The following is a 24,104-nucleotide window of genomic DNA, read 5'->3' as shown; positions in this document are numbered from 1 at the left end:
TGCTCCCGGAGGCGTCGATGCTCCCGGAGGCGCCGCGGCGTGGATTCCCGTGCGCCCTCGGGTTCGCCGGGGTGCTTGCGCGCCTCGATCCCGCGGTCTACAGTCTCCCTAACTAATGATCGTTAGGCAGGCAGATGACCAGAGCTGACATCCTCTCCGAGGCACGCACCGTGTTCGCGCGAAAGGGCTACGCCGAGGCCAGCCTGCGCGAGATCGCCGGGGCCGTCGGAATCAAGACGCCCTCGCTGTACGCGCACTTCCCCAGCAAGGAGGCGCTGTACGAGGCGGTCTACGCCGAGGTGTCCGTCGAGCACACCGCGTACTTCGACGAGCTCGCTCGGTCGGGCGGCGCGATGGCCCCGCTCGAACGACTCGGACACCTGCTCGGCGGCATCGAGGCGTACTACCGTGATTGCCCCGACCTCGCCGAGTTCAGCCTGCGCGCCGCCATCGCCGAATCCGGTGCGAGCGGTGCGGGCCTCCGCGAGATCTTCCTCGACTCCGAATCGACCCTCGCGAGTGCCGTCAGGCGCGCCCACGAAGAAGGGGTCGCGGCCGGCGAGTTCGCCCTCGACGACTCCGACGGGTTCACCGCCCTCTTCCTCGTGGTGATGGACGGGCTGTTCCTCCAGCTCACGCACTACTCACCCGACGTCTACCGAGTGCGCTTCGACCTGGCCTGGCGCCACCTCGCCGCGCTGCTCGCCTCTTCCCCCGAAGGAACAGCATGAACACCACCGACTACGAACACGGCGTCGTCCCCGCCGACCAGCGCAAGGGATGGTGGTCGATCGCCGCCGTCTGGATCGCGATCGGCATCGACCTCTCGGGCGCCTTCCTCGGCATCGAACTCGCCGCCGGCATGGACTTCGGAGCGGCGCTGCTCGCGACGTTCGTCGGCTCGACGCTGCTCGGCCTCATGGCCATGGCGTGCGCCTACGTCGGCGCGGTCTCGGGCCTGTCGACGGCGATGATCTCGCGCGTCGTGTTCGGCCGCATCGGCGGCGCCGTGCTCGCGCTCGCGCTCAGCCTCAGCCTGCTCGGCTGGTTCGCGGTGCAGGCGGGCTTCTTCGGCTCGAACGCGCAGATCGCGTTCGGCGAGCTCACCGGCCTTGACGTGCCCGTCTGGGTCTTCACGCTCGTGGGCGCCATCCTCATGGCCCTCACCGCGCTCTGGGGCTACCGGTCGATCTCGAAGCTCAGCTCGCTCGCGGTGCCCGCGCTGCTCGTGTTGCTCCTGGTCGGCATCATCGTGGGCCTCGCCTCGCAGGGCACCGACGGCCTCGCGACTCCCGTCGAGAACCTCTACACGTTCGGCGGCGCCGTCTCGCTCGTCATGGCGATCTTCATCCTCGGAGTGGTCACGGCGCCCGACATGGCGCGCTGGGCGAAGACCCCGAAGCAGGCCATGGCCGCGGGCTTCGTCGGCTTCTTCTTCGGCAACTCGATCATCGTCGTGGTCGCGCTCGTGCTCGCCCGCATCGTGGGGGAGACCGAGCTCATGACGATCTTCTTCCTGCTCGGCCTGGGCGGTGCCGCCGTCATCGTGCTGATCCTCGCGCAGTGGACGACGAACACCTCGAACCTCTACTCCTCGGCGCTGAGCTTCGCGTCGATCAACGGGCGGCTCAACCGACGCGTGCTCACGGTCATCGGGGGCGTCGTCGGCATCCTCATCGCCGTGCTCGGTGCCGCCGACGGCTTCATCCCGTTCATCTCGGCGATCGGCATCGTGATCGCCCCGTTCGGCGGCGTGTACGTCGCGGCCTTCGTCGTCGACCACCGCGCTGGTCGGTTCGCCGTCGCCGAGACGGAGCGCTCGGTGCATCCGCTCGCCATCGTGGCGTGGATCGCGGGCATCCTCGTGGCCTTCGCGGCGACGCGTCCGGCCGACGGCCTCGGCCTCGGCCTGTTCGACCTCACGACGATCCCCGCGCTCGACGGCCTGCTGGTCGGCTTCGTCGTCTTCCTCGTGCTCGGGCTCATCGCGCGTCGTGCCCGAACGGATGCCGCGGCCACCGCCGAGCGCGAGCTGCAGCCCGACGAGGTCGCCTCGTGACCGGCGACCTGCGGCTCATCACCGAGGCCGACATCGACGAGATCGCGCTCGGCGCCGCGGTGCTCGGCACCGGTGGAGGCGGCGATCCGCACGTCGGCTCGCTCATCGCGAAGCGGCTCATCCGCCTGCACGGCCCGGTGCGCGTGATCTCGGTCGACGAGCTCACCGAGCACGACCTGGTCGTGCCGATCGGCGGCATCGGCGCGCCGTCCGTCGACGTCGAACGCATCATGGCCGAGTCCGAGCTCGCCCACGCGCTCGAGGTCGTCGAACGCGCGATGCGTCGCGTGCCGACGGCGCTCATGCCGATCGAGATCGGCGGCGGCAACTCGATGATCCCGATCGCGGCGGCCGCCGTGAGCGGCCTCCCGATCGTCGACGCCGACGCGATGGGCCGGGCGTTCCCCGAGGCGCAGATGGTCACCTTCCACCTCGCCGGGTACGGGCCAGGCACGACCGTGCTCGTCGACCACCACGGCAACGAGGTCGTCAGCAGGCCGGTCGACGGCGCCTGGTCGGAGCGGCTCGCGCGCGCCGCCACGATCGAGATGGGCGGCGCCGCGACCATGATCGACTACGTCTACGACGGCGGGGTCGTCCAGGAGTGCGCGATCCCGGGCACGCTCGCGATCGCGCGCCGCATCGGGCAGATCCTGCTCGGGCAGGGCGAGACGGCACTCCGCGACGACGAGCGCATCGCGGCGCTCTGCGACGAGCTCGACGCCGTGCGGCTCTTCGACGGCAAGGTCGTCGACCTGCGGCGCCAGTTCGAGGGCGGCTTCACCAAGGGAGCGGCCGAGCTCGAGGGCACCGGAGACGATCGCGGACACGCGTTCCGGCTCGACTTCCAGAACGAGATGCTGCTGGCCCGCCGCGACGGCGAGCTCGCGGCCGTCACGCCCGACCTCATCGCCGTGCTCGACCAGGCGACCGGCCACCCGATCACCACGGAGGCGCTGCGCTACGGCGCCCGAGTGAGCGTGATCGCCATGCCGTGCAACGAGAAGTGGCGCACCGACGTCGGGCTCGCGAACGCCGGACCGGCGCACTTCGGGTACGACGTCGACTGGGCGCCCGTCGAGGCGCTCGCCGCCGCACGACACGACGCGGTGCGCGATGCGCGGCGCGACCCCCAGCCCGCCTCACCCGCCGAACGAGAGGAAGCCGCCTGATGGGACACCGCATCGGCATCGACGTGGGCGGCACGAACACCGACGCCGTCATCCTCGACGAGCAGCTCAGGGTCGTCGCCTCCGTCAAGTCGCCCACGACCGAGAACACGGGCGACGGGGTCGCCGCCGCGATCGACGCCGTCATCGCGGCATCCGGCGTCGACGTCTCGACGATCACGCACGCGATGCTCGGCACGACGCACTGCACGAACGCGATCGTCGAACGTCGCGGCCTCGGGCGGGTCGGCGTGCTCCGCCTCGGCGCCCCGGCGACGACGGCCGTGCCGCCCCTCGAGGGCTGGCCGTCCGACCTGCGCGCCGCGATCGGCGAGCACGCGTACCTCGTTGCGGGCGGCTACGAGGTCGACGGCCGGGTGCTGGCCCCGATCGACGAGCACGAGATCCGTACGGTCTGCGAGCGCATGCGCGGCGAGGTCGACGCGGTCGCCGTCGTCGGCGTGTTCTCGCCCATCGACGAGCGCCAGGAGGAACGCGTCGCCGAGCTCGTCGCCGACGTGCTCGGCGTGCCGGTGTCGCGCTCGGCCCGCATCGGCTCGCTCGGCCTGCTCGAGCGCGAGAACGCCACCGTGCTGAACGCCGCGCTCATGCGCACGCTGCGCTCGATGGCCGACGGGTTCGTCGCGGCGCTCGCCGCTCGCGGCATCCCGGCCGAACCGTTCTTCGGACAGAACGACGGCACGCTCATGCGCCTCGACTACGCGCTCGAGTTCCCCGTGCTCACGATCGGCTGCGGACCCACGAACTCGATCCGCGGGGCCGCACACCTCTCGGGGGCCCGCGACGCGCTCGTCGTCGACATCGGCGGCACGACGACCGACATCGGCGTGCTCGTCGGCGGGTTCCCGCGGCAGTCGGCGCACGCGGTCGACATCGGCGGCATCCGCACGAACTTCCGCATGCCCGACGTGCTCTCGGTAGGCCTGGGCGGCGGCACGATCGTGCGAGCGGATGCCGCGGCGTCCGTCACCGGCGACGACGCACCGGTCGTGGTGCTCGGCCCCGACAGCGTGGGCTACCGCCTGCCGACCGAGGCGATCGCGTTCGGCGGAGCGACGCTCACGGCGACGGATGTCGCGCTCGCCGTCGGCGGCGCCCGCATCGAAGGCGTCGGCGCACCGTCGATCGACGGGCGCGTCGGGGCATCCGCATGGCAGGCGATGCGCGAGCTCCTCGAGGAGTCGATCGATCGCATGAAGCCCAGTGCCGCCCCGGTGCCGGTGATCCTCGTCGGCGGCGGCAGCATCATCGCGCCCGACGAGCTCGACGGCGTCGGCGAGCTGATCCGCCCCGCCCACTTCGGGGCCGCGAACGCGGTGGGTGCGGCGCTCGGCGAGATCGCCGGGCAGGTCGAGCGGGTCTACCGCACCGACGGCGACCGCAGCGAGTCCGTCGCCGACGCCGGTCGCGAGGCCGCGGACCGCGCACGGCTCGCGGGCGCCGACCCCGACACGATCGAGATCGTGGCGATCGAGGAGCTGCCCGTGTCGTACATCGACGGGCAGGCGGTGCTCATCCGGGCGCGCGCGGTCGGCCGGCTGGCGGCCTGAACCCGGGTCGGGTGCCGGGGCCGTGCGTGCGGCCGCGGCATCCGCTCGCGTAGCGTGAACGCATGGCGACCCCTGAATTCGTGCTCGAGATGCGTCGACACCTCGGGCAGGTGCCGATCCCGCTGGTGGGGGTGACGGCCGTGGTCGTGCGCGGCGACGAGGTGCTGCTCGGGCGGCGTTCCGACAACGGCGCGCTCACGCCCATCACGGGCATCGTCGACCCCGGCGAGGAGCCGGCGGATGCCGCGGCGCGCGAGGCGCTCGAGGAGGCCGGTGTGCGGGTGCGCGTCGACCGGCTCGCGTGGGTGCACCAGATGCCGCGCGTCACCCACGTGAACGGCGACCAGGCCGACTACCTCGACCTCACGTTCCGGTGCGCGTGGATCGAGGGCGAGCCGTATCCGGCCGACGGCGAGATGACCGAGGTCGGCTGGCGGGGTCTCGACGACCTGAACGGCGTGTCGGAGCATCACGTCGAACGCATCCGGGTCGCGGTCGGCGGCGAGGGGGCGACCCGCTTCGAGGGCGGTCGCTGACCCGTTCCCGGTCGTCATCCGCCACCCGTCAGCCAGCACCTCAGGCGCGGACGCGAATGGTCGCCTCGATGCCTCTGAAGCGACTGTTCGCGTCCGCGCGATGAGGGAGCGGCGCTCAGATCGGCAGCGGCCGGTCGTCGACGATCGTCTTCATGACGAGGGTCGACTCGACCCGTCGAACCCCGGGCAGCGCCGAGAGGCGCTCGTCCCAGAGGCGCTGGTACGCGGGCAGGTCGGGCACCGCGACGCGCAGCAGGTAGTCGGGGTCGCCGAAGAGGCGCAGCGCCTGGATCACCTCCGGGATCTCGGCGACCGCCGCATCGAACGCGGGGATCGTCGCCTGGTTCGCCGACTCCATGGTCACGAACACGAGCGCGCCGAACCCGAGCCCGACGACCTCGGGGTCGATGACGGCCCGGTACCCGGTGATGGCTCCGGATGTCTCGAGCGCGCGCAGCCGGCGATGGGTCGGCGACATGCTCAGCTGCACGCGCTCGGCGAGCTCGGTGAGGCTCTGCCGGCCATCGAGTTGCAGTTCGGCAAGGATTCGTCGGTCGATGGCGTCCATGGAGTGGATTCTTCCACTGATCGCACGCTCCGAGGTGAAGTTCGGAAGCCTCTTCGGGCTGATCCTGCCTAGGTTCGTCGTATCGAACGAACGGAGGCGCCGATGAACCCCGAGCTGCTGCTCGCCTGCTGGGGCATGATGACGCTCATGGTCGTGCTGCCCGGCCCCGACTGGGCGTACATCATCGCCGCAGGACTGCGCGAGCGCTCGTTCGTGCCCTCGCTCGGCGGCATCCTCGTCGGCTATCTCGTCGTGGTCGCGGCGGTCGCGGTCGGCGTGGGCGCCGCGGTGGCGGCCGTGCCGGCCCTGCTCGTCGTGCTGACGCTCGCCGCCGCCGCCTACCTCGTGTGGCTCGGCGTCGGCGTGCTGCGCAACCCGCCCGTCGCGGTCGTGCCGACCGGTGCACCGGCGGAGCCGCCGGCATCCGCTCGCCCATGGCTGCGCGTCGCGCAGGGCGCGGGTGTCAGCGGACTGAACCCGAAGGGCCTGCTCGTGCTGGTCGTGCTGCTGCCGCAGTTCACCGACGCGTCGGGCGACTGGTCGCTGCCCGTGCAGCTCGCGGTGCTCGGCCTGATCTTCGTGGCGAGCTGCGCCATCGTCTACTCGATCGTCGGCTTCGGCGCGCGCACGGTGCTGCGGGCGAGGCCCACGGCGATGCGCCTCGTCTCGCGCGTCTCGGGAGCCGCGATGGTCGTGCTCGCGGTCGTGCTCGTCGTCGAGCAGGTGTCGCACCTCGCATCGGCGTGAACCGCAGCGCAGCGGCACACCGACAGGGGGATGTCACACGCGAGCGCCGGCCGGTGTCTTCATGCCGACGGGCCATCCGGATACCGAAGCCGGACCGTCGAGCAACGCAGGAGGACATGATGACCACCCAGACCCGCATCCCGCCGACCGAGCTCACCGGAGTGTTCGGCGGGGTGGTGAAGATCGCGGCACGCCGCATGCTCGGCACGGTGCCCGACTCGATGGGCGTGCTCGCGCACCACCCGGCCCTGATGCGGGCATCGATGGGCATCGGGCGCAAGGTCGAGGGCCTGCACGAGCTCGACCGCGACCTGGCGACCTTGGCGGTCATGGCGACGGCCGCACACATCGGCTGCAGCTGGTGCCTCGACTTCAACTACTACAAGTCGCGCAATGAGGGCCTCGACCTCGAGAAGGCGCGACAGGTGCCGAACTGGCGCGAGGCGACCGTCTTCACGCCCCTCGAGCGCAACGTCATGGAGTACGCCGAGGCGATGAGCCAGACGCCGCCGGCCGTCACCGACGAGCTTTCGGCCGCCCTGCTCGCCGAGCTCGGCCCGGCCGCCCTCGTCGAGCTGGCCGCGAAGATCGGGTTCATGAACATGTCGTCGCGCATGAACATCGCGCTGGGCATCCATTCCGACGGCTTCGCCGAGGCGTGCGAGATGCCGCCGCTCGTCGAGCGGGGAGCCGGCACGGCGGTCGCCGAGCCGACGGGCGCTCCCACGGCGGTCGTAGGCTCGACGGCATGAGCCGCAGCACCGGTGCCGACGCCGATGCGTTCGTCGTGCACCGCAACCTGCTCTTCACGGTCGCGTACGAGATGCTCGGGTCGGCCGTCGACGCCGAGGACGTGCTGCAGGAGTCGTGGCTGCGCTGGAACGAGGTCGACCACGCGCAAGTGCGCGATCCGCGTGCGTACCTCGTGCGCATCGTCACGCGCCAGGCGCTGAACCAGATCCGCACTCAGGCGCGGCGCCGTGAGCAGTACGTCGGCGAGTGGCTGCCCGAGCCGCTGTTCACGGGGCCGGATGTCGCGGCCGACGTCGAGCTCGCCGAGAGCGTGTCGATCGCGATGCTGACGGTGCTCGAGACGCTGGGGCCGGCCGAGCGGGCCGTGTTCGTACTGCGCGAGGTGTTCGACGTGCCCTACGACGAGATCGCGGATGCCGTGGGCAAGACCCCTGCTGCGGTGCGCCAGATCGCGCATCGCGCCAAGGAGCACGTGGCGGCGCGGCGTCCGCGCGTGATCGTCGACCGGGCCGAGCAGGAGGAGGTCGTGGCGAGGTTCGCCGCCGCGGTGAACTCGGGCGACGTGCAGGCGCTCATGGACGTGCTCGCGCCCGACGTGGTGTCGGTCGCCGACGGCGGCGGACAGGTCCGCGGTGCCGCGGTGCGACCCATCGTCGGCGCAGACAAGATCGCGCGCTACCTCGTCGGCGGCATCGCGAAGCTCGGGCTCCCGTTCGTCGTGCGGGTCGTCGACGTGAACGGCGAGCCCGGCATCCGTGCCGAGATCGACGGGCAGCTCGCGGGCGCCGTGAGCGTGGTCGTCGAGGGCGGGCGCATCACGCGCATCTTCTCGTTCGCGAACCCGAGCAAGCTCGAATGGCTCGACGCGGGGCCCGTGCTCGAGCGGTAGCTCGGCGACTCGGCGACTCAGCGACTCGGCGACTCAGCCGAGGGCGCGGTTCATCTGCTCGAGCACGCGCAGTGCCGCGTGCACGTCGTCGGCGTCGCCCGTCGGCAGGGTCGTGGTGCGGGCCTCGGCGTAGAGGGCATCGCCGCGTCGCACGAGGTCGGTGCCCGCTGCCGTGAGCCCGAGCGCCTTCTCTCGGCGGTTGTGCGCGCTGGTCTCGGCGGTCATGAGGCCGGCCGCGACCGCCTGCTCGATCTGACGGCTGACGGTGCCCTTCGTGAGGCCGAGGCGGTCGGCGATGGCCTGCTGGTTCAGGGGGCCGGGGTGTGCGTCGACGACGCTCAGCACGAGGAACTGCGCGAGCGAGATGTCGAGCTCCCGGCGGAACAGGGCGTCGCCCGTGCGGTCGAGCAGCCCGGCCACGCGTCGGATGAGGTACCAGAGCTGCGCCTGCTCATCGGGGAGGTCGACTGCGTCCATGCCGTGAGTCTACCCGTTTCGTTTGACAGGCTACTGTTGCGCATGCAACCGTTGAATACGCAACCAACGATCACCCAACACGGGAGCCATCATGCGCATCATGTTCGTCCTCGACCACCCCTACACGCTCGATGCGGCCGACAACGTGCCGCACCGACGCAGCTTCACGGCCGCCGTCGCCGATGCCGCGATCCGCGGTGCCCGTCTTGCCGGCCACGAGATCGACCTCGTCGACCTCGCCGCCGACGGCTTCGACCCGGTCATGAGCCGCGAAGACCTCGTCGCCTGGCGCCTGAAGTCCGTGGTCGACCCCGTGGTCGCCGACTACCAGCGCAGACTGCTTGCGGCAGATCACGTGGTGTTCGCCTTCCCGGTCTGGTGGGAGGCCATGCCCGCCGCGACGAAGGGGTTCCTCGACCGGGTGCTCACCAAGGGCGTCGTCTTCGAGGAGGTCGCCGGCGCGAAGGGCAACCCGTTCCGCAACCTCATGCCGCGGCTCGGGGGCGTCACCGTGCTGTCGATCATGACCACCCCAGACGCGGCCTACCGCTGGTGGTTCCGCGACCCGCTCACGAAGATCATGTTCAAGGGCACCTTCGGCAAGATCGGCGTGAAGAACCTCCGGTGGGTCAACTACGCGGCCATCACCGAGAAGACCCCTGAACAGCGCGAGCGGATGCTGCGCGAGACCGAAGCGCGCTTCGCCGCCCTCCGTCCGGTCGGCCGTCAGGAACGTCAGCCTGCACGCGTGTGAGCAGGCGGAGCGGGGCGATCACGGCACCGACGACGCGGTGACCGCGGCGATCGCGGTGAGTTCGACGAGCATGCCGGGGCGGGCGAGCGCTGCGACCCCGACGGCGCACCGCACGGGCACGCGATCGGAGGGGAACCACTCGCGGTAGACGGCGTTGAAGCCCGCCCGGTCGCGCGCGATGTCGGTCAGGTGGATCGTGAGATGCGCGACCGACGCGAGGTCGGAGCCCGCCGATCGGAGCACCTCGTCGAGGTTCGCGATCGCCTGCTCGGCCTGCGCCGCGATCGAGGAGCCGGCGAGCTCGTCGCGCTCGTCGGTCGGGATGACCGTCGCGTACACCGTGCCGCCCACGACGACCGCGTCGGCGGAGAGCGCGTCGTCGTCGGCGTCGGCGGGGATCCGCCGGAGGCCGACGTCGGGCAGGCCGCTCCCGCCGTTCATGCCGCCCTGCTCACGAGCGAGGGGACGGCGCCCAGCAGTTCGCGGGTGTACGGCTGGCGCGCGTGCGTCCAGAGTTGCTCGGCCGTGCCCTTCTCGACGAACTCGCCCGCACGCATCACCGCCATGGTGTCGGCGATGGACGCGACGACTGCGAGATCGTGCGAGATGATCGCCATGCCGATGCCCATGGTGTCGACGAGGTCGCGCAGCAGGGCGCCGACGCGCTTCTGCGACGACGCGTCGAGCGACGCGATCGGCTCGTCGGCGATGATCACCTTCGTGTCGACGGCGAGCACCTTCGCGATCGCGACGCGCTGCCGTTGACCGCCCGACAGCGCGTGCGGGTAGCGCCGCCGCAGCGCCGGGTCGAGGCCGACCCGGTCGAGGGCGTCCGCCACGAGCGCGTCGACCTCGGCCTTCGACCGTGCCGGGTCGTGCATGGCCCTGCGGCTGCCCCGGATCACCTCGCCGATCTGCTCGTCGACCCGTCGGCGCGGGTTGAGCGACGCGTTCGGATCTTGGAAGACCATCTGCAGGGGGATCATCGAGGCGGCACGGCGTCGGATGGGCAACGGCCGCACCCGCTCGCCGAGGAACTCGATGCTGCCGCCCGAGGTCGCCTGCAGCCCGACCATGGCGCGCGCCAGCGACGACTTGCCGCATCCGGATTCGCCGACGATGCCGACGATCTCGCCGGGGTGCACATCGAGGCTCACACCGCGAACGGCGGGCTTCGACGAGCGCCCGCGTCCCTTGTACGTCACCTCGGCGTCGCGGACGCGCAGCAGTGGAGTGGACTCAGTCATCGTCGAGGGTCCCTTCGCCGGGGGAGCCGACCGGCTCCAGATCGACCATCTTCCAGGGGATGCTCGGCACGGCGTCGAGCAGTTCGTGCGTGTACGGATGCTGCGGGTCCGCGAACAACTCGTTCGCCGCGGCCTGTTCGACGATCTCGCCCCGACGGAACACGCTGACGCGGTCGGCGAATGACGAGAGCATGGCGAGGTCGTGCGTGATGAACATGATGCCCATGCCGGTCGTACGCCGCAGCTCGTCGAGCAGTCGCAGGATGCCGACGCGGATGTTCGCATCGAGCGCCGTCGTCACCTCGTCGGCCACGAGCACCGACGGTTCGCATGCGAGGGCGATCGCGATCGCGACGCGCTGCTTCATGCCGCCCGAGAGCTGATGCGGGAATCGGCGGAGGATGTCCTCGCCGTCGGGCAGGTGCACCTGTTCGAGGAGTTCGAGGGCTCGGGCCCTCGCCGCCTTCGGGCGCATGCCGAGATGGCTGCGCAGGTGGTCGGTGAGTTGCTCGCCGAGCTTCAGCATCGGATGCAGGGCCGACGAGGGGTCTTGCAGGACCATCGCGATCTCGCGCCCGCGGGTCTGCTGCCACTGCCGCTGGGACTGCGTCACGAGTTCGCGGCCGTTCAGCCGGATCGATCCGCCGACCGCGAGCGGTTCGGGCACGAGTCCGAGCAGGGCCATGCCGGTCATGGTCTTGCCCGAACCCGACTCGCCGACGATGCCGACGACCTCGGCGCGGTCGACGTCGAACGTGACCTCGTCGACGAGCCGGACGCCGTCGGGGCGGGTGACCGTGAGGCCGGTGACCTCGAGGATGCTCACAGCTGTTCTCCCGTCATCTCCTGCAGTCGCGGCTCGAGCTGGTCGCGCAGCGCGTCGCCGATGAGGTTGAAGGCGAGCACGACCGACACGATCGCGAGGCCGGGTGCGACCGCGAGCCACCATTCGTCGAAGTACTGCACGGCGCCGGAGATCATCGATCCCCACTCGGGCGTCGGCGGCACCGATCCGAGCCCGAGGAACGACAGGCCGGCGAGGAAGAGGATCGCCGCGCCGACGTCGAGCATCGCGAGCACGAGCACCGAACCGAGCACGGCGGGCAGCATGTCGACGACGATCGAACGGAACGTGCCGACACCCGACAGGCGGTTCGACAGCACGAACTCGGACTCGCGCATGGCCAGGACGATCGAGCGCACGGCTCGCGCATAGGCGGGCCACCAGCTGATGGCCGCGGCGATCACCGCGTTCTGCACGCTCGGCCCGAGGGCTGCGGCGATCGCCATGGCGAGGATGATGCTGGGGAACGCGAACACGAGGTCGGCGACGCGCATGAGCACCTCGTCGACCCATCCGCCGAAGAATCCGGCGACGAGGCCGATCGTGGTGCCGATCGCGGCGGCGGCGAGCACGATGGCGATGCCGTTCGGGATCGACACGGTCGCGCCCGAGAGCGTGCGGCTGAGGTTGTCGCGGCCCAGGGCGTCGGTGCCGAGCAGGAAATCGGGCGACGGCGGATCGAGCGCGGGCCCGACCGTCGCCAGCGGGTCGTACGGCCGCAGGAACGGGAGCGCGATGACGACGAGCCACATGAAGAGCACGACGAAGGCGAAGATCGTGCCGGGCCGGCGCATCCAGGCCGGCACGCGTCGGGAACGGCGGTGGAGTTCGGAGGTGGTCGCCTGCCGCACGGCGGCGACGACATCGGTCTTGGTCATTGCAGTCGGATCCTCGGGTCGAACGCCGACGCGAGCAGGTCGGCGAGGAAGTTGACGAGGAGGAAGATCACCGCGACGACGACCGAGATGCCGGTGATCGCCGAGAGATCGAGGTTCGTCGAGGCTCGGTAGGCGTACTGGCCCATGCCGCCCCACGAGAAGATCTGCTCCACGTAGACGGTCGCGGCCAGCAGGAAGCCGAACGACAGGGCCGCGACGGTGATGATCGGGCTCGAGGCCATGCGGACGCCGTAGCGCATGAGCACCCGGTGCGTGGGAAGTCCCTTGACCTTCGCCGCCTTCACGGCGTCGGTGCCGAGGCCGTCGAGCACTGAGCTCCGCGTGAAGCGCAGGATCATGCCGAGCGTCGAGATCGCGAGGATCGAGGCGGGGAGCACGAGGTGGGCGACGGCCGACTGGAAGACGTCGAACTGGCCGGCGAGCAGCGAGTCGACCGTGTAGAACCCGGTCACGCGGGGCGGGGGCATCATGGTGGCATCGAGCCGACCGCTGCCGGGCAGCCAGCCGAGCTGGCGGAAGAACAGGGTGGATCCGACCAGCGCGAGCCAGTACGTCGGCAGGCTCACGCCGACGAGCGAGACGATGCGGGCGAGGTGATCGGGCCAGCGGTTGCGCATCGCGGCGGCGATGATGCCGAAGACCACACCGGCCACGAGCGACATCAGCGTCGCGTAGACGACGAGTTCGAGGGTTGCGGGCGCGTAGTTCGCGAGGTCGGTCGAGACCGGGTTGCCGGTCTGCTGCGAGAGGCCGAGGTCGCCGTGCAGGAGCCCGCCGAGATAGCGCAGGTACTGCTCCCAGATGGGCAGATCGAGCCCGAACTTCGCTCGGAAGGCGGCGACCACCTCCGGGTTCGCGAGCGCCTGCTGGCTCAGATTGACCGTTTCGGCTCGGACCGGCACCAGCACGCTGATGCCGAACGAGACGATCGTGATCCCGAACAGGGTGATGACGGATGCCACGAGCCGGCGCAGGACGAACCGCGCATAGCCCGAGCCGCCATTGCCGGCCGGGGGCCCGGTCGGGGTGTCCGCGGACACCCCGACCGAGTCGACGGAGGGAGCTGACATCATCTGCCTAGTTCGCCGCGATCTGCGACAGGTTGAGGTTCGCCATGGGGTCGAGCTTCGCGCCGACGGCGCTCGACGAGACGAGGGTGAAGGTGGGTTCGAGCAGGTACGCGTACGGTGCCTGTTCGACGAGCGCCTCGTTCCACGCCAGGTAGGCGGGTTCGCGGTCGTCGCCGAGCGCCGTGCGGGCGGTGTCGCCGAGGGCGACCACATCGGGGGCGTCGTCGGCGGTCCACTGCACGCGTTCGCCGATCAGGGCGCCGGGGCCGAAGACGAGCAGGTTGTCGGGGTCGCCGTAGTCCGGCGGCCACGACCACAGCGCGAGCTGGGTCTCGCCGTCGATGTAGCGCTGGAGCGAGGTCGAGGTCGGCGTGGGGTTCAGTTCGACGGTGAGGCCGATGGCGGCGAGCTGGGTCTGCACGGCCTGCGCGATGATGTTGTAGTCGATGCCCGCGAGCCTCGTGTAGTCGTTCGCGTAGTCGAAGGTGATCTTCGAGCCGGTGGCGCCGGCGTCCTCGATCATCTGCTTCGCGGCCTCGACGTCGGTCTGGATCGCGTCGTCTGCGGGGATCGACCCGATCAGGTTCGACGGGATGATGCCGGCGGCCCGCAGCGTTCCGGGGCCGGCGAGCTGCACGAGGGCGTCGTAGTCGAGGCCGAGCCGGATGGCGTCCCGCACGGCGGGATCCGACGTCGGAGACGAGGCGTCCATGGTCATCGCGAGGTAGAGCACCTCGGGCGAGGGATATGCGTTCACGTCGAGCGCCTCGGTCGAGATGCCCTCGGCGACGCGACCGGGGATGTCGAGCGCGATCTGGCTCTCACCCGACTCGACGTTCGACTTCTGCTGCTGCGGGTTCTTCACGTTGCGGATCACGATGCGCTCGTAGGCGGCGTCGCCGCCCCACCACTCCGGGTTGCTCACGAGGGTGATCTGCGAGTTGGTGTCGTACGACTCGAGTTGGTACGGACCGCTGCCGACGCCGTTCTCGGCCGACGTGAACAGTGCCGCGGCGCCGTCGGTCTCGGCTGCGTCGTCTGCGTCGCTGCCGCCCGCCGCGCGGACCGCATCGGCTTCGACGATCGAGGTCGCGGTCGAGGTGAGCAGGCTCGGGATGTACGAGGCGGGATTCTCGGATGCCACGACCACCGTGTGCTCGTCGGGCGCGGTGACGGTCAGCCCGTCCATGAGGTACGACGGGCTCGACTTGAGGTTGCGGAGGCGCTCGAGCGAGAAGACGACGTCGTCGCCGGTCACCGGCTTGCCGTTGGCGAACGTCGCGGATTCGTCGAGCGTGAACGTGACTGACCTGCCGTCCTCGCTCACGTCGTACGCCGAGGCGAGCAGCGGCTGGGGGGTGGGGTCGTCGCCCTGGTAAGAGACGAGCGTCTGGTAGATGCCGGTCGCGACGATCGCGTCGGTCACCTGGAAGATGGTCGCGGGGTCGATCGACTGCGCGGTGAACGACTGGTCGATCACGAGCACTTCGGGGTTCGACGAAGCCGCGGGAGCGGCGTCGCCGGACGAGCAGGCCGTGACGAGCAGGAGTCCGGAGGCCGCGACTGCGAGCGCGGCCACAGCCCTCCGGGGGTGCTTGGTGTTCATTCCGGTCCCTTCGACAGGATGGCGCGGCCTGGGGCCTCGCCGATTCTGGGCGACGTCGTCGTCGCTGCGTTCGTGGTTCGAGGCGTCGGATCTCAACGCTTCGGAGGGGATTGTCACCGTATAGATGACGGATGTCACTTTTCGAGCAGGGTGCTGGCGATATTACACACGACCCCGCCGATTGGGAACAGTGCGAAACCGACTTGCAACATTCCGCCCGGAATCCGCGCAAGTCCCGGAGACTCGCCCCACACGAGCCGGTGATTGACACTCGTCTCGGCGGCGGATACATTGCTCGCGTCACCTATGACGATTACTTGTCACGAAATGAATGACGGAGCAAGATGACCAACAGCACCGAGGCGAAGGCCGGCACCGCGCCGCTCTCGTCGAACCTGAAGATGTTGCAGCTGCTCGACGTGCTCGCCGACAGTTCCGGCCCAGTCGGGGTATCGCAGCTCGCCAGACAGGTCGGCGCCTCCCGTTCGATCGTGCACCGGCAGCTCGTGACCCTCGTCGCCGCGGGCTGGCTCGAGAACCTCGACAACGGCACGTACGCGCTCACCCTCAGGGCGATCCGCATCGGGCAGGCGGCGCTCAGGCACGCCGGGCTCAACGCCCGGATCGCGGAGCGCATCGCCGCCGCCGCCGAGGCGCTCGGCGAGGTGATCTCGCTGGCCGCCGTCGACGGCGACGAGATCATGGTGATCGAGCGCGGTGTGCCCACCCGCGGAGTTCGCGTCACCGTGAGCCACGGCCATCGGTTCCCCATCATCGACAGCGCGCTCGGCCTCGTGCTGACCGCGTACGCGACGCCTGACGAGTACCAGCGCCTGGTCGGCACGGGCATCGAGCTCGCCGGCCCGACCGAACTCGAGTCGGTGCGATCCCACGGGTACGCCACGGTGCTCGACGACGAGTTCGATCCGATCGAGGTCGTCGCGGTGCCCGTCGGACGAGCGGTCGGCGGCGTGCGCTACGCGCTCTCGGCCCACTGGCCCCAGGGGCGCACGAAGGTGCGCGACGCCCTGTCGGTGCTCGAACCGGCCGCCCGCGACCTCGACGACCTCATCTCGGCCACCACCGGCCTCGCCTCAGCCTGATCCGCCTCCGCCTGATCCGAAGGAGTCACCACCCACATGACCACCATGACCGAGGTCTCGGTCGAGCAGCGCCTCACCGACCCCGAACTGCTCATGCGTCCCGAACGGCTGCAGGCCCTCGCGCCCAGCCGTGTCTCGGCCGCCCGTGCGGTCCTCGAACGCGTCGTCCGCGAGGGCTGGCGCATCGAACGCGTCGCCTTCGACATCGACGAGAACTCCAGCGGCGAGGCGCTCTACCGTGTGCACGCGCGCGATCGCGTCTTCGACTTCGTCGTCTACGGGTTCGAGCCCGATCTGTCGAGCCGCACCGGCCGCATCACCGAGAAGAACTGGGACATGATGGCCGCCCTCATCGAGGGCGAGACCACCCCCGAGAGCCGGGCCGTCACGCGCGAGGAGCTGCCGAAGCTCTACGTCGGCCGCGCCGTGCCCGGCACGCTGACCTGGGCGAGGTCGAACCGGAGCTTCCGCGCCTTCGACCACGTCGTCGACGCCCTCGCAGACGGCCGGCAGCCCGACACCCGGTTCCTCTGGGAGATCGGGTACCTCATGCGCAACACCGGCCTCGACGGCAACGGCACCTTCAACACGCGATCCTTCCTCGCGCTCGACGACGAGCACCCCCTCCGCGACCCGCTGCACGCCCAGCTCTTCACCGCGTACCTCATGCGCGAGTACGCGGCCGACCTCGTGAACACCCTCGCCGCCCACCGCAGCGACTCAGCCGTCGAGCTCTCGCCCGAGTTGCGCCGCATGATCGGCATCGGCAACGGCTCCGCGCTCGGCCTGCTGTTCTTCGTGAACACCCATCCGATGCTCGTCGGGCAGTGGATGCGGGCCCGCCAGATCCTCATCGTCGAGGCCTCGAAGCTGACCCTCGCACCAGGGTCCGACGGCGCAGCACGGATCGCGGAGCTGCTCGACCAGGCATCGGCCTACTACGCCGCCGACCCGTACCTCTACCAGCACTTCCAGGAGCCGCACCTGGTCGGCGCCGACCTCGCCGTGGCCGCCGCGGTGTTCCGCGACCTGATCGCCGAAGGTCCGACGACCGGTGAGCGGCTGCTCGGCGAACTCGTCGGCCGCATCGACGACGAGGCGTGGGAGGTCGTCGCCGCGAACCTCCTCGAACTGCTGCCGGCCGTCTCCATCGAGCAGGCGCTCGCCGGAGGCATCCGCAGCGAACTCATGCGATCGCAGGCGACGATGCGGGTCGACGAGCTCCGCGACCTCATCGAGCGCGAGTATGCCTGGGCGCTCGCGATCGACATGGATGCCGCGGGCGCGCGCGACTACGTCTGGTACAAGTCCGCCGACGCCGAGGAGCCCCGCCGTGGTCCGGCGGGCGAGGTCGCCGGGGGCCGCAACTGGGCGCTCGACCTGCCGGGAGACATCCAGTCGCTCGTCGCGACGCTCGACGCCTTCGCCGCCGACGAGCGCGTGGGTCGCGTGCTCGCCGCCCGGCCCGACCTGCGCGGCGTGATCGAACGCGTGCAGTCGCTCGCCGGGCTCGCCTATCACTCGCCGCACATGAACATGCTCGATCGCGAGTTCGTGCCGGTCTCGATCGTGCGCTTCATGAACGCCGCGATCCACGGGCTGCACCGCACCGTCGACACCGAGGACCTCCGCAACGTCCTCGGCCTCATCTACATCGGAGCCCCGACCGCGGCGGACATCGCCGACGGCACGGCACGGATCGACCCGTACCCGGCCATCCCGGGCGCACAGGCGCAGGAGGCGCAGCGATGACCGACCAGATCAACTACTCGGTGCGGGAGTTCCGCCACATCGTGAACCGCCTGCTGCACGCCCTCGGCGCCCGACGGCACATGGTGAACCCGGTGCGCGACGTGCTGCTGTTCGCCGAGGCATCCGGATTCGCCGCCTTCGACGAACTCGAGCGCACGCGCGACCGTGTCGCCGGGTTCGACGGCCTGCTCGTCGAGACGCCCGAGGGCTGGTCGGCGGGCGGACAGGCCGGCTACTTCGTCGCACCGACGGTCGTCGACCTGCTCGAGGTCGCGGCCATCGACGCGCCTGCCGAGATGACGCTCGTCGAGGTCGACGGCTCCGACGTGTTCGTCGCGCTCCGCGGGTACGCCGCCGTGCGCGGCGTCGACCTCGAGGTCGTGCCCGACGCCGACGACGCGCGCCGTGTCGTGCTGCGGGCGACCTCGATCCCGACGCCGGCCCCGAGGCATCCGATCGACGCCGAAGGGCCGCAGATGCGTCGCGCGCTGCTCGAGGGGTTCGATGCCGACCGGGCGCAGTTCTGGCGGCTCTTCCACGCCTCCGACCAGGCGCTCACGCCCGACTCCGAGCTCTCGCGACGACACGCCGGATCGCAGCTCTACGACGGCGACGGCAACCTCCTCGGCGAGGTCGACGAGGAGTCCTACGAGTACATCCGCTCGTTCGCGACGGAACCGGCGCGATGAGCCGGCCGATGCTCATCGACGGACTGCAGTGCGGGCGGTACGACCGCGAATCCCTGGCTGACCTGCGTGATGCGGGCGTCGGCGCCGTGACGATCACCGCCTCCTTCTGGGAGAGCTCGCTCGAGACCATGGACGCGCTCGCGACGTGGAACGACCTGGTGCGCGACAACGACGACGTGGCCGTGCTCGTGCGCACGGCCGACGACATCGAGGCCGCGCACGCCTCGAACCGGGTCGGCGTCGTGCTCGGCACGCAGAACTCGTCGCTCTTCGACGACCGGCTCGGCTTCGTCGAGCACTTCTGGAACATGGGCGTGCGCATCGTGCAGCTCACGTACAACACCCAGAACGCCATCGGCGGCTCCTGCTACGAGCCCGTCGACAGCGGCTTGTCCCGCTTCGGGCGGGAGATCGTGACCGAGATGAACCGACTCGGCATGGTCGTCGACCTGTCGCACGTGGGCGACACCACGGGCGTGGATGCGATCGAGCATTCGACCCGGCCGGTCGCGATCAACCACGCGAACGCGGCATCGCTCTACGCACACCCCCGCAACAAGGGCGATCGCGTGCTCGACGCGCTCGTCGCGCACGGCGGCGTGCTCGGCGTGTGCACGTACAACAACATCGCGGGCGCCTACGCCCGCGATGTGCGGGGGGCCGCCGAACTCGTCGTGCGTCATGTCGAGAAGCTCGGCGTCGAGCACGTCGCCTTCGGCTCGGACATGTCGCCCGGCGCCCCCGACGACGACGTGCAGTGGATGCGCAAGGGGCGGTGGACCCGCTCGGAGCAGCAGGGCGCCGTGCTCGCCGACGCACCGCCGCCGCCGGAGGAGTGGATGGACTCGCCCACCAAGATCGGCGAACTCGCGTCGTACCTCGTCGAGTCGGGCCTGCTCGGCGCCGCCGAGACCGAGGCGGTCTTCTCGGGCAACTGGCTGCGGCTCTACCGCGAGGGCTTCGCCGCCGCCTGACGTGCCAGAACCAGGCTGGGCCGGGCCGGGCCGGGCCGGGCCTCCTCCCGCAGGAGCGCCCGGCCGCGCGCCCCGGTAGTCTCGCCCCATGAGCGCGACGGATGTCGAGACACCCACCGGACTCACCAGCGCCGAGGTGGCGCAGCGCGTCGCCGACGGGCGCACGAACGCGTTCACGCAGCAGTCGAGCCGCAGCGTCGCGAGCATCATCCGGGCCAACGTGCTCACGCTGTTCAACGGCATCATCGCGGCGTGCTTCCTCGTGCTGCTGCTGCTCGGGCGCTGGCAGGACGCGCTGTTCGGCATCAGCGCCATCGCGAACACCGTCATCGGCTCGGTGCAGGAGTTCCGCGCGAAGGCCGCGCTCGACAAGCTCGCCCTCATGCACGCGCCGCGGGCGCGGGTGCGCCGCGACGCCGAGGTCTCCGAGGTCGCGGTCGCCGACGTGGTGCTCGACGACGTGCTCGTGCTGCGCGCGGGCGACCAGGTGCCGGCGGACGCCCGCGTCGCGGCATCCGCCCACCTGCAGCTCGACGAGTCGATGCTCACGGGCGAGTCCGACGCGGTCGACAAGGTGCCGGGCGACGAGGTGCTCTCGGGGTCGGTGGTCATCGCCGGCGAGGGCGAGGCGGTCGTCGTGCGCGTCGGCGCCGACTCGTTCGCGAACAAGCTCGCCGCCGAGGCGAAGAAGTTCTCGCTCGTCGCGAGCGAGCTGCGCTCGTCGATCGACAAGGTGCTGCGCGTCGTCAGCTGGATCGTCGGGCCGATCGCGCTGCTCGTCTTCAACGCCCAGATCTTCGTGTTCGGCGGCTGGGAGAAGGCCTTCGAATCGGGTGACTGGCGGCAGGCCGCCGTGAACACGATCGCGGCGCTCGTCGCGATGATCCCGCTCGGCCTCGTGCTCATGACGAGCATCGCGTTCGCCGTCGGCGCCGTGAAGCTCGCGAGGCAGCAGGTGCTCGTGCAGGAGCTCGCCGCAGTCGAGGGCCTCGCGCGCGTCGACCTCATCTGCCTCGACAAGACGGGCACGCTGACCGAGGGCAGCATCGTCTTCGACGCCGAGCACCCGCTCGCTCCGGATGCCGCGCCGGCCGGCTGGCGGTCGGCGCTCGCGTGGTACGGCAGCGAGCCCGACGCGAACGCCACGGCGCGCTGCCTCGCCGAGCCCTACGACGCCGCGCCGTCGACCCCGCCGGTCTCGCGCATCCCGTTCTCGTCGGCGCGCAAGTGGAGCGCGGTCGCGTTCGCCGAGGGAACGGATGCCGCGGGCAGCTGGGTGCTCGGCGGACCCGAGATGGTCTTCCCCGACGACCGGCTCGCCGGCGAGTCGCGGGCGCTCGCGGCATCCGGACTCCGAACGCTCGTGCTCGCGCACAGCGCGGCGCCGCTCGACGAGGAGTCCGAATCGCTGCCGGCCGCTCTCGAGCCGGTCGCGCTGCTGACGTTCCGCGAGCGCATCCGCTCCGACGCCGCCGAGACGCTCGCGTACTTCGCCGAGCAGGGCGTGGAGGTGCGCATCATCTCGGGCGACAACCCCGACACCGTCGCGGCGATCGCCCGCACGGTCGGACTCGATGCGACCACGGGCTTCGACGCCCGACAGCTGCCGGAGGACCCGGCCGAGCTCGCCGAGGTGCTGTCGCAGCACCTCGTGTTCGGGCGCGTGACGCCGCAGCAGAAGAAGGCGATCGTCGTCGCGTTGAAGCAGGCCGGGCACACGGTCGCGATGACCGGCGACGGCGTCAACGACGCGCTCGCGATCAAGGAGGCCGACATCGGCATCGCCATGGAGTCGGGCGCCGCCGCGACCAAGGCGGTCGCGCGCATCGTGCTGCTCGACGGCCGGTTCTCGCACCTGCCTCGGGTCGTCGCCGAGGGGCGTCAGGTGATCGCGAACATCGAGCGCGTCTCGATGCTCTTCCTCACGAAGACGGTCTACGCGACCGGCCTCGCGGTGCTCTTCGGCGCGTTCGTGCTGGAGTTCCCGTTCCTGCCCCGTCAGCTCTCGGTCATCGACGGGCTCACGATCGGCATTCCGGCGTTCTTCCTCGCGCTCATGCCGAATGCCCGACGCTATGTGCCGGGCTTCCTCCGTCGGTCGCTGAGCTTCGCGATCCCGACCGGCGCCGTCGTCGCGATCGCGCTCTTCGTCTACAGCTGGCTGGCGACGCAGGCCGGCATCGGTCAAGACGAGTTGCGCACCGGCTCGACGCTCCTGCTGACGATCATCGGATTGTGGGTGCTCACGGTGCTCTCGCGACCGATCGACGGCTGGAAGATCCTCATCATCGGCTCGATGATGCTCGGGCTCATCGTCGTCTACTCGGTGCCGCTCGTGACGGAGTTCCTCGTCTTCGTCGACCCGTCGATCGTCACCGCGGCCCTGGTGCTGGTGGTCTCGGTCGTGAGCATCGCCGCGATCGAGGTCATCCGGTTCTTCCACCTGCGCTATGTGCGAAGAACCGCGCGGTTCGACCCGTCCACAGAACCGTGATCGCCGCGGCGACGAGCACGAGGTCGACGAGCACGAACCACAGGTCCGGTGAGGCGATCAGGATGACGACGTCGAGCGCGATCGTGATGCCGAGCAGCACGGTGACGAGCACGCGCGCGTCGCGTCGCGCACGCGTCAGCCCCGCGGCGATGGTGATCACGAACAGCCCCAGCAGCACGACGCAGGCGCCCGTGATGGTCACGACGAGGCGCTCGGCCGCGCTCGTGTCGGGCAGGTAGCGGCCGAACATCACGGTGATGCCGGCCAGGATCTGCACGACGCCCGTGACGTAGCCGAGCACGACGGCGACGACGAGCTCGGGCGGCGGCCGCCGCGGTGCGCGTCGTGACGAACGCCGAGGCGCGGTGCCGGGTTCGCCGCTCGGCGAGGTGCTCTCGGTCGGGGCGCTCATACCGGCGACCCTAGCGCCGTGCGGCCGCCCGCGGCATCCGGAATCGCAGCGAGGCCTCCTTCGAGCGATCGATCGGGCCGGCCTGCGTCACCGGAACCGATTCCGCAAGCACTGGCCGGGTCGGCCCCCGGCGGCATAGCGTCGAGGCATGAGCATCGACAACGGACCCAAGCCGAACGTGTTCGACCTCGAGACGGCGACGAAGCAGAACGAGAACTACCGAACCGTCGCCTGGAGCGGAAAGTACCTCCAGGTGACGCTGATGTCGATTCCGGTGGGGGAGTCGATCGGACTCGAGGCCCACCCCGAGACCGACCAGTTCCTGCGCCTCGACGCGGGTCGCGGGCGCGTGAAGATGGGTCCGTCCGAGCACGATCTCCCGATCCAGGAGGAGGTCTCCGACGGCTGGAGCATCCAGGTTCCCGCGGGCACGTGGCATGACGTCGAGAACATCGGCGACGAGCCCATGCGCCTCTACGTCGTCTACGCGCCCGTGCATCACGCGGCGGGCATCGTGCAGGCTGCGAAGGCCGACGCCGACCGCGATGAAGAGGCCGGCGTCGACGAACCGCCGAGCTGGTCGGTGCAGCCCGGCAGGGGCGAGCCCGACGAGCACGCCTGACACCGCGGCAGCGACGGGCGCGGGCGGACGCCGGGAGGCGAGCCCTCTCGACGGACGGATGCCGCGACATCCGCCCGTCGAAGCCCGGCGCTACACGTGGCCGACGCCGAAGTTCCAGGGCGCGGTGATCCAGGCCGTCGCCCCTTCGAGCTCCCAGGTGTTGACCGTGACCGAGTAGGCGTTCTCATACGGGTTGCCCGGCTGCTGCTCGCCGATCGGCTCGCCGGTCTCGACGCGCACCTGGTCCTGTCCGTTGCCGTACCAGGGTTCTCCGAGCTCGGCCGCGAGGGTCTCGGCATCGCCGCCCGGCTGGAAGCCGCCGATCGTGCGCACGGCCACGCCGTCGCCGACCGCCGGCGCCGTGAAGACCACGCTCACGTTCAGCTCGTAGGATCCGTAGACGCCGCCGCCGTTGGTGGGCACCTGGTTCTCATGGTCGTCGTGCACCTCGAGACCGGTCCACGCGTACTGGGTCCAGGGGGCCGTTTCGAGGCCGCCCTCCCGTTCGGTCTGCTGGGGCTCCTCGCCGAGCGCGATCGACAGTGCGTCGACGAACGCGGTGGTCTCGTCGTCGAACGAGAGGGTCGTGACGAGCGCGCCGTCGACGTCGAGCAGATCCAGCTGCACGGGCCGCACGACGATCTCGGTCACCGTCGTCAGCGGGTCGACGGCCTCGGGACTCGGCGAGGGTGCGGGTGCCGTCGTCTCGGGCGCCTGCGCCTCGGCCGTCGGCCCGGGGCTCGAGCCGAGCGTGCACCCCGAGAGCAGGAGCACGGATGCGACGGCCACGAGTGCGGCGGAGCGGAGAGTGGCGAGGTTCACGGGGCTCCGATTTCGTGTGACGATGCTGGGGTTGAGCGGTTCGCCCA

At 70.5% G+C, this 24,104-nt stretch carries 25 protein-coding genes; 15 read left to right on the top strand and 10 right to left on the bottom strand.

The features are described from left to right. Positions 1–134: 134 nt before the first annotated feature. The 5 genes from GQR16_RS14100 to GQR16_RS14080 all read left to right on the top strand — a co-directional run bounded on the left by GQR16_RS14100 (position 135) and on the right by GQR16_RS14080 (position 5,335). Positions 135–731, top strand: a complete 597-nt coding sequence (locus tag GQR16_RS14100) for a TetR/AcrR family transcriptional regulator (protein ID WP_157415797.1) — start codon at positions 135–137, stop codon at positions 729–731. Then, a complete protein-coding gene (locus GQR16_RS14095; protein ID WP_157415796.1) occupies positions 728–2,059 on the top strand; it encodes a cytosine permease in 1,332 nt (443 codons plus the stop codon). The genes GQR16_RS14100 and GQR16_RS14095 overlap by 4 nt, the downstream gene beginning before the upstream one ends. Continuing rightward, the gene (locus tag GQR16_RS14090; protein ID WP_211373524.1) at positions 2,056–3,231 is read left to right on the top strand and encodes an S-methyl thiohydantoin desulfurase family protein; all 1,176 of its coding nucleotides are present in this window, start codon (positions 2,056–2,058) and stop codon (positions 3,229–3,231) included. The genes GQR16_RS14095 and GQR16_RS14090 overlap by 4 nt, the downstream gene beginning before the upstream one ends. Then, positions 3,231–4,799, top strand: a complete 1,569-nt coding sequence (locus tag GQR16_RS14085; protein ID WP_157415795.1) for a hydantoinase/oxoprolinase N-terminal domain-containing protein — start codon at positions 3,231–3,233, stop codon at positions 4,797–4,799. The genes GQR16_RS14090 and GQR16_RS14085 overlap by 1 nt, the downstream gene beginning before the upstream one ends. A gap of 62 nt (positions 4,800–4,861) precedes the next feature. Beyond that, complete coding sequence (locus tag GQR16_RS14080) at positions 4,862–5,335, top strand: NUDIX domain-containing protein (RefSeq protein WP_157415794.1); 474 nt, start codon at positions 4,862–4,864, stop codon at positions 5,333–5,335. A 115-nt stretch (positions 5,336–5,450) separates the two neighbouring features. Here GQR16_RS14080 and GQR16_RS14075 read toward each other — a convergent pair whose 3' ends face one another. Then, entirely contained in the window at positions 5,451–5,903 is a 453-nt protein-coding gene (locus GQR16_RS14075) for an Lrp/AsnC family transcriptional regulator (protein WP_157415793.1), read from the bottom strand. Between the two features lie 102 nt (positions 5,904–6,005). Here GQR16_RS14075 and GQR16_RS14070 point away from each other — a divergent pair, with 102 nt between their 5' ends. The 3 genes from GQR16_RS14070 (at position 6,006) to GQR16_RS14060 (ending at position 8,292) form a co-directional block, all read left to right on the top strand. Further along, positions 6,006–6,650 carry a LysE family translocator gene (locus GQR16_RS14070; RefSeq protein ID WP_157415792.1) on the top strand — a complete coding sequence of 215 codons (645 nt, stop codon included), beginning with the start codon at positions 6,006–6,008 and terminating at the stop codon, positions 6,648–6,650. Positions 6,651–6,769: 119 nt separating this feature from the next. Beyond that, positions 6,770–7,402 carry a carboxymuconolactone decarboxylase family protein gene (locus GQR16_RS14065; RefSeq protein WP_157415791.1) on the top strand — a complete coding sequence of 211 codons (633 nt, stop codon included), beginning with the start codon at positions 6,770–6,772 and terminating at the stop codon, positions 7,400–7,402. Then, on the top strand, positions 7,399–8,292 hold the full coding sequence (locus GQR16_RS14060) for an RNA polymerase sigma-70 factor (protein WP_157415790.1): 894 nt from the start codon (positions 7,399–7,401) through the stop codon (positions 8,290–8,292). The genes GQR16_RS14065 and GQR16_RS14060 overlap by 4 nt, the downstream gene beginning before the upstream one ends. A gap of 33 nt (positions 8,293–8,325) precedes the next feature. Here GQR16_RS14060 and GQR16_RS14055 read toward each other — a convergent pair whose 3' ends face one another. Continuing rightward, the gene (locus GQR16_RS14055; RefSeq protein ID WP_157415789.1) at positions 8,326–8,769 is read right to left on the bottom strand and encodes a MarR family winged helix-turn-helix transcriptional regulator; all 444 of its coding nucleotides are present in this window, start codon (positions 8,767–8,769) and stop codon (positions 8,326–8,328) included. Positions 8,770–8,869: 100 nt separating this feature from the next. Here GQR16_RS14055 and GQR16_RS14050 point away from each other — a divergent pair, with 100 nt between their 5' ends. After that, positions 8,870–9,523, top strand: a complete 654-nt coding sequence (locus GQR16_RS14050; RefSeq protein WP_211373522.1) for an NAD(P)H-dependent oxidoreductase — start codon at positions 8,870–8,872, stop codon at positions 9,521–9,523. Positions 9,524–9,541: 18 nt separating this feature from the next. Here GQR16_RS14050 and GQR16_RS14045 read toward each other — a convergent pair whose 3' ends face one another. The 6 genes from GQR16_RS14045 to GQR16_RS14020 are packed head-to-tail and all read right to left on the bottom strand — an operon-like array spanning position 9,542 to position 15,189. Next, positions 9,542–9,964, bottom strand: a complete 423-nt coding sequence (locus GQR16_RS14045; RefSeq protein ID WP_157415787.1) for a RidA family protein — start codon at positions 9,962–9,964, stop codon at positions 9,542–9,544. Beyond that, positions 9,961–10,770: an ABC transporter ATP-binding protein gene (locus GQR16_RS14040; RefSeq protein WP_157415786.1), complete on the bottom strand. Its 810-nt coding sequence runs from the start codon at positions 10,768–10,770 to the stop codon at positions 9,961–9,963. Before GQR16_RS14040 ends, GQR16_RS14045 begins: the two co-directional genes overlap by 4 nt. After that, positions 10,763–11,596 (bottom strand): ABC transporter ATP-binding protein, encoded by an 834-nt coding sequence (locus tag GQR16_RS14035; RefSeq protein ID WP_157415785.1) that lies wholly within the window; start codon positions 11,594–11,596, stop codon positions 10,763–10,765. Before GQR16_RS14035 ends, GQR16_RS14040 begins: the two co-directional genes overlap by 8 nt. Next, entirely contained in the window at positions 11,593–12,492 is a 900-nt protein-coding gene (locus GQR16_RS14030; protein ID WP_157415784.1) for an ABC transporter permease, read from the bottom strand. Before GQR16_RS14030 ends, GQR16_RS14035 begins: the two co-directional genes overlap by 4 nt. Beyond that, positions 12,489–13,553: an ABC transporter permease gene (locus tag GQR16_RS14025; protein ID WP_246200850.1), complete on the bottom strand. Its 1,065-nt coding sequence runs from the start codon at positions 13,551–13,553 to the stop codon at positions 12,489–12,491. The genes GQR16_RS14030 and GQR16_RS14025 overlap by 4 nt, the downstream gene beginning before the upstream one ends. A 37-nt stretch (positions 13,554–13,590) precedes the next feature. Next, positions 13,591–15,189 (bottom strand): ABC transporter substrate-binding protein, encoded by a 1,599-nt coding sequence (locus GQR16_RS14020; RefSeq protein ID WP_157415782.1) that lies wholly within the window; start codon positions 15,187–15,189, stop codon positions 13,591–13,593. A 344-nt stretch (positions 15,190–15,533) separates the two neighbouring features. On the opposite strand from GQR16_RS14020, the gene GQR16_RS14015 reads away from it, so the two are divergent. From GQR16_RS14015 to GQR16_RS13995, 5 genes are all read left to right on the top strand, one after another. After that, positions 15,534–16,292, top strand: coding sequence for an IclR family transcriptional regulator (locus tag GQR16_RS14015; protein ID WP_157415781.1), 759 nt, complete (start codon positions 15,534–15,536; stop codon positions 16,290–16,292). A 36-nt stretch (positions 16,293–16,328) separates the two neighbouring features. Next, positions 16,329–18,044: a NinB/YbcN family protein gene (locus GQR16_RS14010; protein WP_157415780.1), complete on the top strand. Its 1,716-nt coding sequence runs from the start codon at positions 16,329–16,331 to the stop codon at positions 18,042–18,044. Beyond that, positions 18,041–18,733 (top strand): hypothetical protein, encoded by a 693-nt coding sequence (locus GQR16_RS14005; protein WP_157415779.1) that lies wholly within the window; start codon positions 18,041–18,043, stop codon positions 18,731–18,733. The genes GQR16_RS14010 and GQR16_RS14005 overlap by 4 nt, the downstream gene beginning before the upstream one ends. Next, on the top strand, positions 18,730–19,707 hold the full coding sequence (locus tag GQR16_RS14000; protein WP_211373521.1) for a dipeptidase: 978 nt from the start codon (positions 18,730–18,732) through the stop codon (positions 19,705–19,707). The genes GQR16_RS14005 and GQR16_RS14000 overlap by 4 nt, the downstream gene beginning before the upstream one ends. 88 nt (positions 19,708–19,795) lie before the next feature. After that, the gene (locus GQR16_RS13995; RefSeq protein ID WP_157415778.1) at positions 19,796–22,201 is read left to right on the top strand and encodes an HAD-IC family P-type ATPase; all 2,406 of its coding nucleotides are present in this window, start codon (positions 19,796–19,798) and stop codon (positions 22,199–22,201) included. Here GQR16_RS13995 and GQR16_RS13990 read toward each other — a convergent pair. Then, entirely contained in the window at positions 22,134–22,613 is a 480-nt protein-coding gene (locus tag GQR16_RS13990) for a hypothetical protein (RefSeq protein ID WP_157415777.1), read from the bottom strand. The two genes, GQR16_RS13995 and GQR16_RS13990, sit on opposite strands and share 68 nt — an antisense overlap. 148 nt (positions 22,614–22,761) lie before the next feature. Between GQR16_RS13990 and GQR16_RS13985 the strand changes: the two genes are divergently transcribed. Next, positions 22,762–23,235: a cupin domain-containing protein gene (locus GQR16_RS13985; RefSeq protein ID WP_157415776.1), complete on the top strand. Its 474-nt coding sequence runs from the start codon at positions 22,762–22,764 to the stop codon at positions 23,233–23,235. A gap of 90 nt (positions 23,236–23,325) precedes the next feature. Here GQR16_RS13985 and GQR16_RS13980 read toward each other — a convergent pair whose 3' ends face one another. After that, complete coding sequence (locus GQR16_RS13980) at positions 23,326–24,057, bottom strand: hypothetical protein (protein ID WP_157415775.1); 732 nt, start codon at positions 24,055–24,057, stop codon at positions 23,326–23,328. Between the last annotated feature and the right edge of the window lie 47 nt (positions 24,058–24,104).

The organism is Agromyces allii (assembly GCF_009749385.1).
Lineage (GTDB): Bacteria > Actinomycetota > Actinomycetes > Actinomycetales > Microbacteriaceae > Agromyces > Agromyces allii.
Note: the sequence above shows the minus strand (reverse complement) of the source record. Positions and strands in the feature narration are given on the sequence as shown.

What these genes read in the sequence shown, in the direction of transcription:
- GQR16_RS14065 (WP_157415791.1), top strand. Translation starts at nt 6,770, where the DNA reads ATGACCACCCAGACCCGCATCCCGCCGACCGAGCTCACCGGAGTGTTC.
- GQR16_RS14010 (WP_157415780.1), top strand. Translation starts at nt 16,329, where the DNA reads ATGACCACCATGACCGAGGTCTCGGTCGAGCAGCGCCTCACCGACCCC.
- GQR16_RS14015 (WP_157415781.1), top strand. Translation starts at nt 15,534, where the DNA reads ATGACCAACAGCACCGAGGCGAAGGCCGGCACCGCGCCGCTCTCGTCG.
- GQR16_RS14070 (WP_157415792.1), top strand. Translation starts at nt 6,006, where the DNA reads ATGAACCCCGAGCTGCTGCTCGCCTGCTGGGGCATGATGACGCTCATG.
- GQR16_RS14100 (WP_157415797.1), top strand. Translation starts at nt 135, where the DNA reads ATGACCAGAGCTGACATCCTCTCCGAGGCACGCACCGTGTTCGCGCGA.
- GQR16_RS14060 (WP_157415790.1), top strand. Translation starts at nt 7,399, where the DNA reads ATGAGCCGCAGCACCGGTGCCGACGCCGATGCGTTCGTCGTGCACCGC.
- GQR16_RS13990 (WP_157415777.1), bottom strand. Translation starts at nt 22,613, where the DNA reads ATGAGCGCCCCGACCGAGAGCACCTCGCCGAGCGGCGAACCCGGCACC.
- GQR16_RS13985 (WP_157415776.1), top strand. Translation starts at nt 22,762, where the DNA reads ATGAGCATCGACAACGGACCCAAGCCGAACGTGTTCGACCTCGAGACG.
- GQR16_RS14005 (WP_157415779.1), top strand. Translation starts at nt 18,041, where the DNA reads ATGACCGACCAGATCAACTACTCGGTGCGGGAGTTCCGCCACATCGTG.
- GQR16_RS13995 (WP_157415778.1), top strand. Translation starts at nt 19,796, where the DNA reads ATGAGCGCGACGGATGTCGAGACACCCACCGGACTCACCAGCGCCGAG.
- GQR16_RS14095 (WP_157415796.1), top strand. Translation starts at nt 728, where the DNA reads ATGAACACCACCGACTACGAACACGGCGTCGTCCCCGCCGACCAGCGC.
- GQR16_RS14020 (WP_157415782.1), bottom strand. Translation starts at nt 15,189, where the DNA reads ATGAACACCAAGCACCCCCGGAGGGCTGTGGCCGCGCTCGCAGTCGCG.
- GQR16_RS14050 (WP_211373522.1), top strand. Translation starts at nt 8,870, where the DNA reads ATGTTCGTCCTCGACCACCCCTACACGCTCGATGCGGCCGACAACGTG.
- GQR16_RS14000 (WP_211373521.1), top strand. Translation starts at nt 18,730, where the DNA reads ATGAGCCGGCCGATGCTCATCGACGGACTGCAGTGCGGGCGGTACGAC.
- GQR16_RS14040 (WP_157415786.1), bottom strand. Translation starts at nt 10,770, where the DNA reads ATGACTGAGTCCACTCCACTGCTGCGCGTCCGCGACGCCGAGGTGACG.
- GQR16_RS14030 (WP_157415784.1), bottom strand. Translation starts at nt 12,492, where the DNA reads ATGACCAAGACCGATGTCGTCGCCGCCGTGCGGCAGGCGACCACCTCC.
- GQR16_RS14075 (WP_157415793.1), bottom strand. Translation starts at nt 5,903, where the DNA reads ATGGACGCCATCGACCGACGAATCCTTGCCGAACTGCAACTCGATGGC.
- GQR16_RS14080 (WP_157415794.1), top strand. Translation starts at nt 4,862, where the DNA reads ATGGCGACCCCTGAATTCGTGCTCGAGATGCGTCGACACCTCGGGCAG.
- GQR16_RS14085 (WP_157415795.1), top strand. Translation starts at nt 3,231, where the DNA reads ATGGGACACCGCATCGGCATCGACGTGGGCGGCACGAACACCGACGCC.
- GQR16_RS14045 (WP_157415787.1), bottom strand. Translation starts at nt 9,964, where the DNA reads ATGAACGGCGGGAGCGGCCTGCCCGACGTCGGCCTCCGGCGGATCCCC.
- GQR16_RS14055 (WP_157415789.1), bottom strand. Translation starts at nt 8,769, where the DNA reads ATGGACGCAGTCGACCTCCCCGATGAGCAGGCGCAGCTCTGGTACCTC.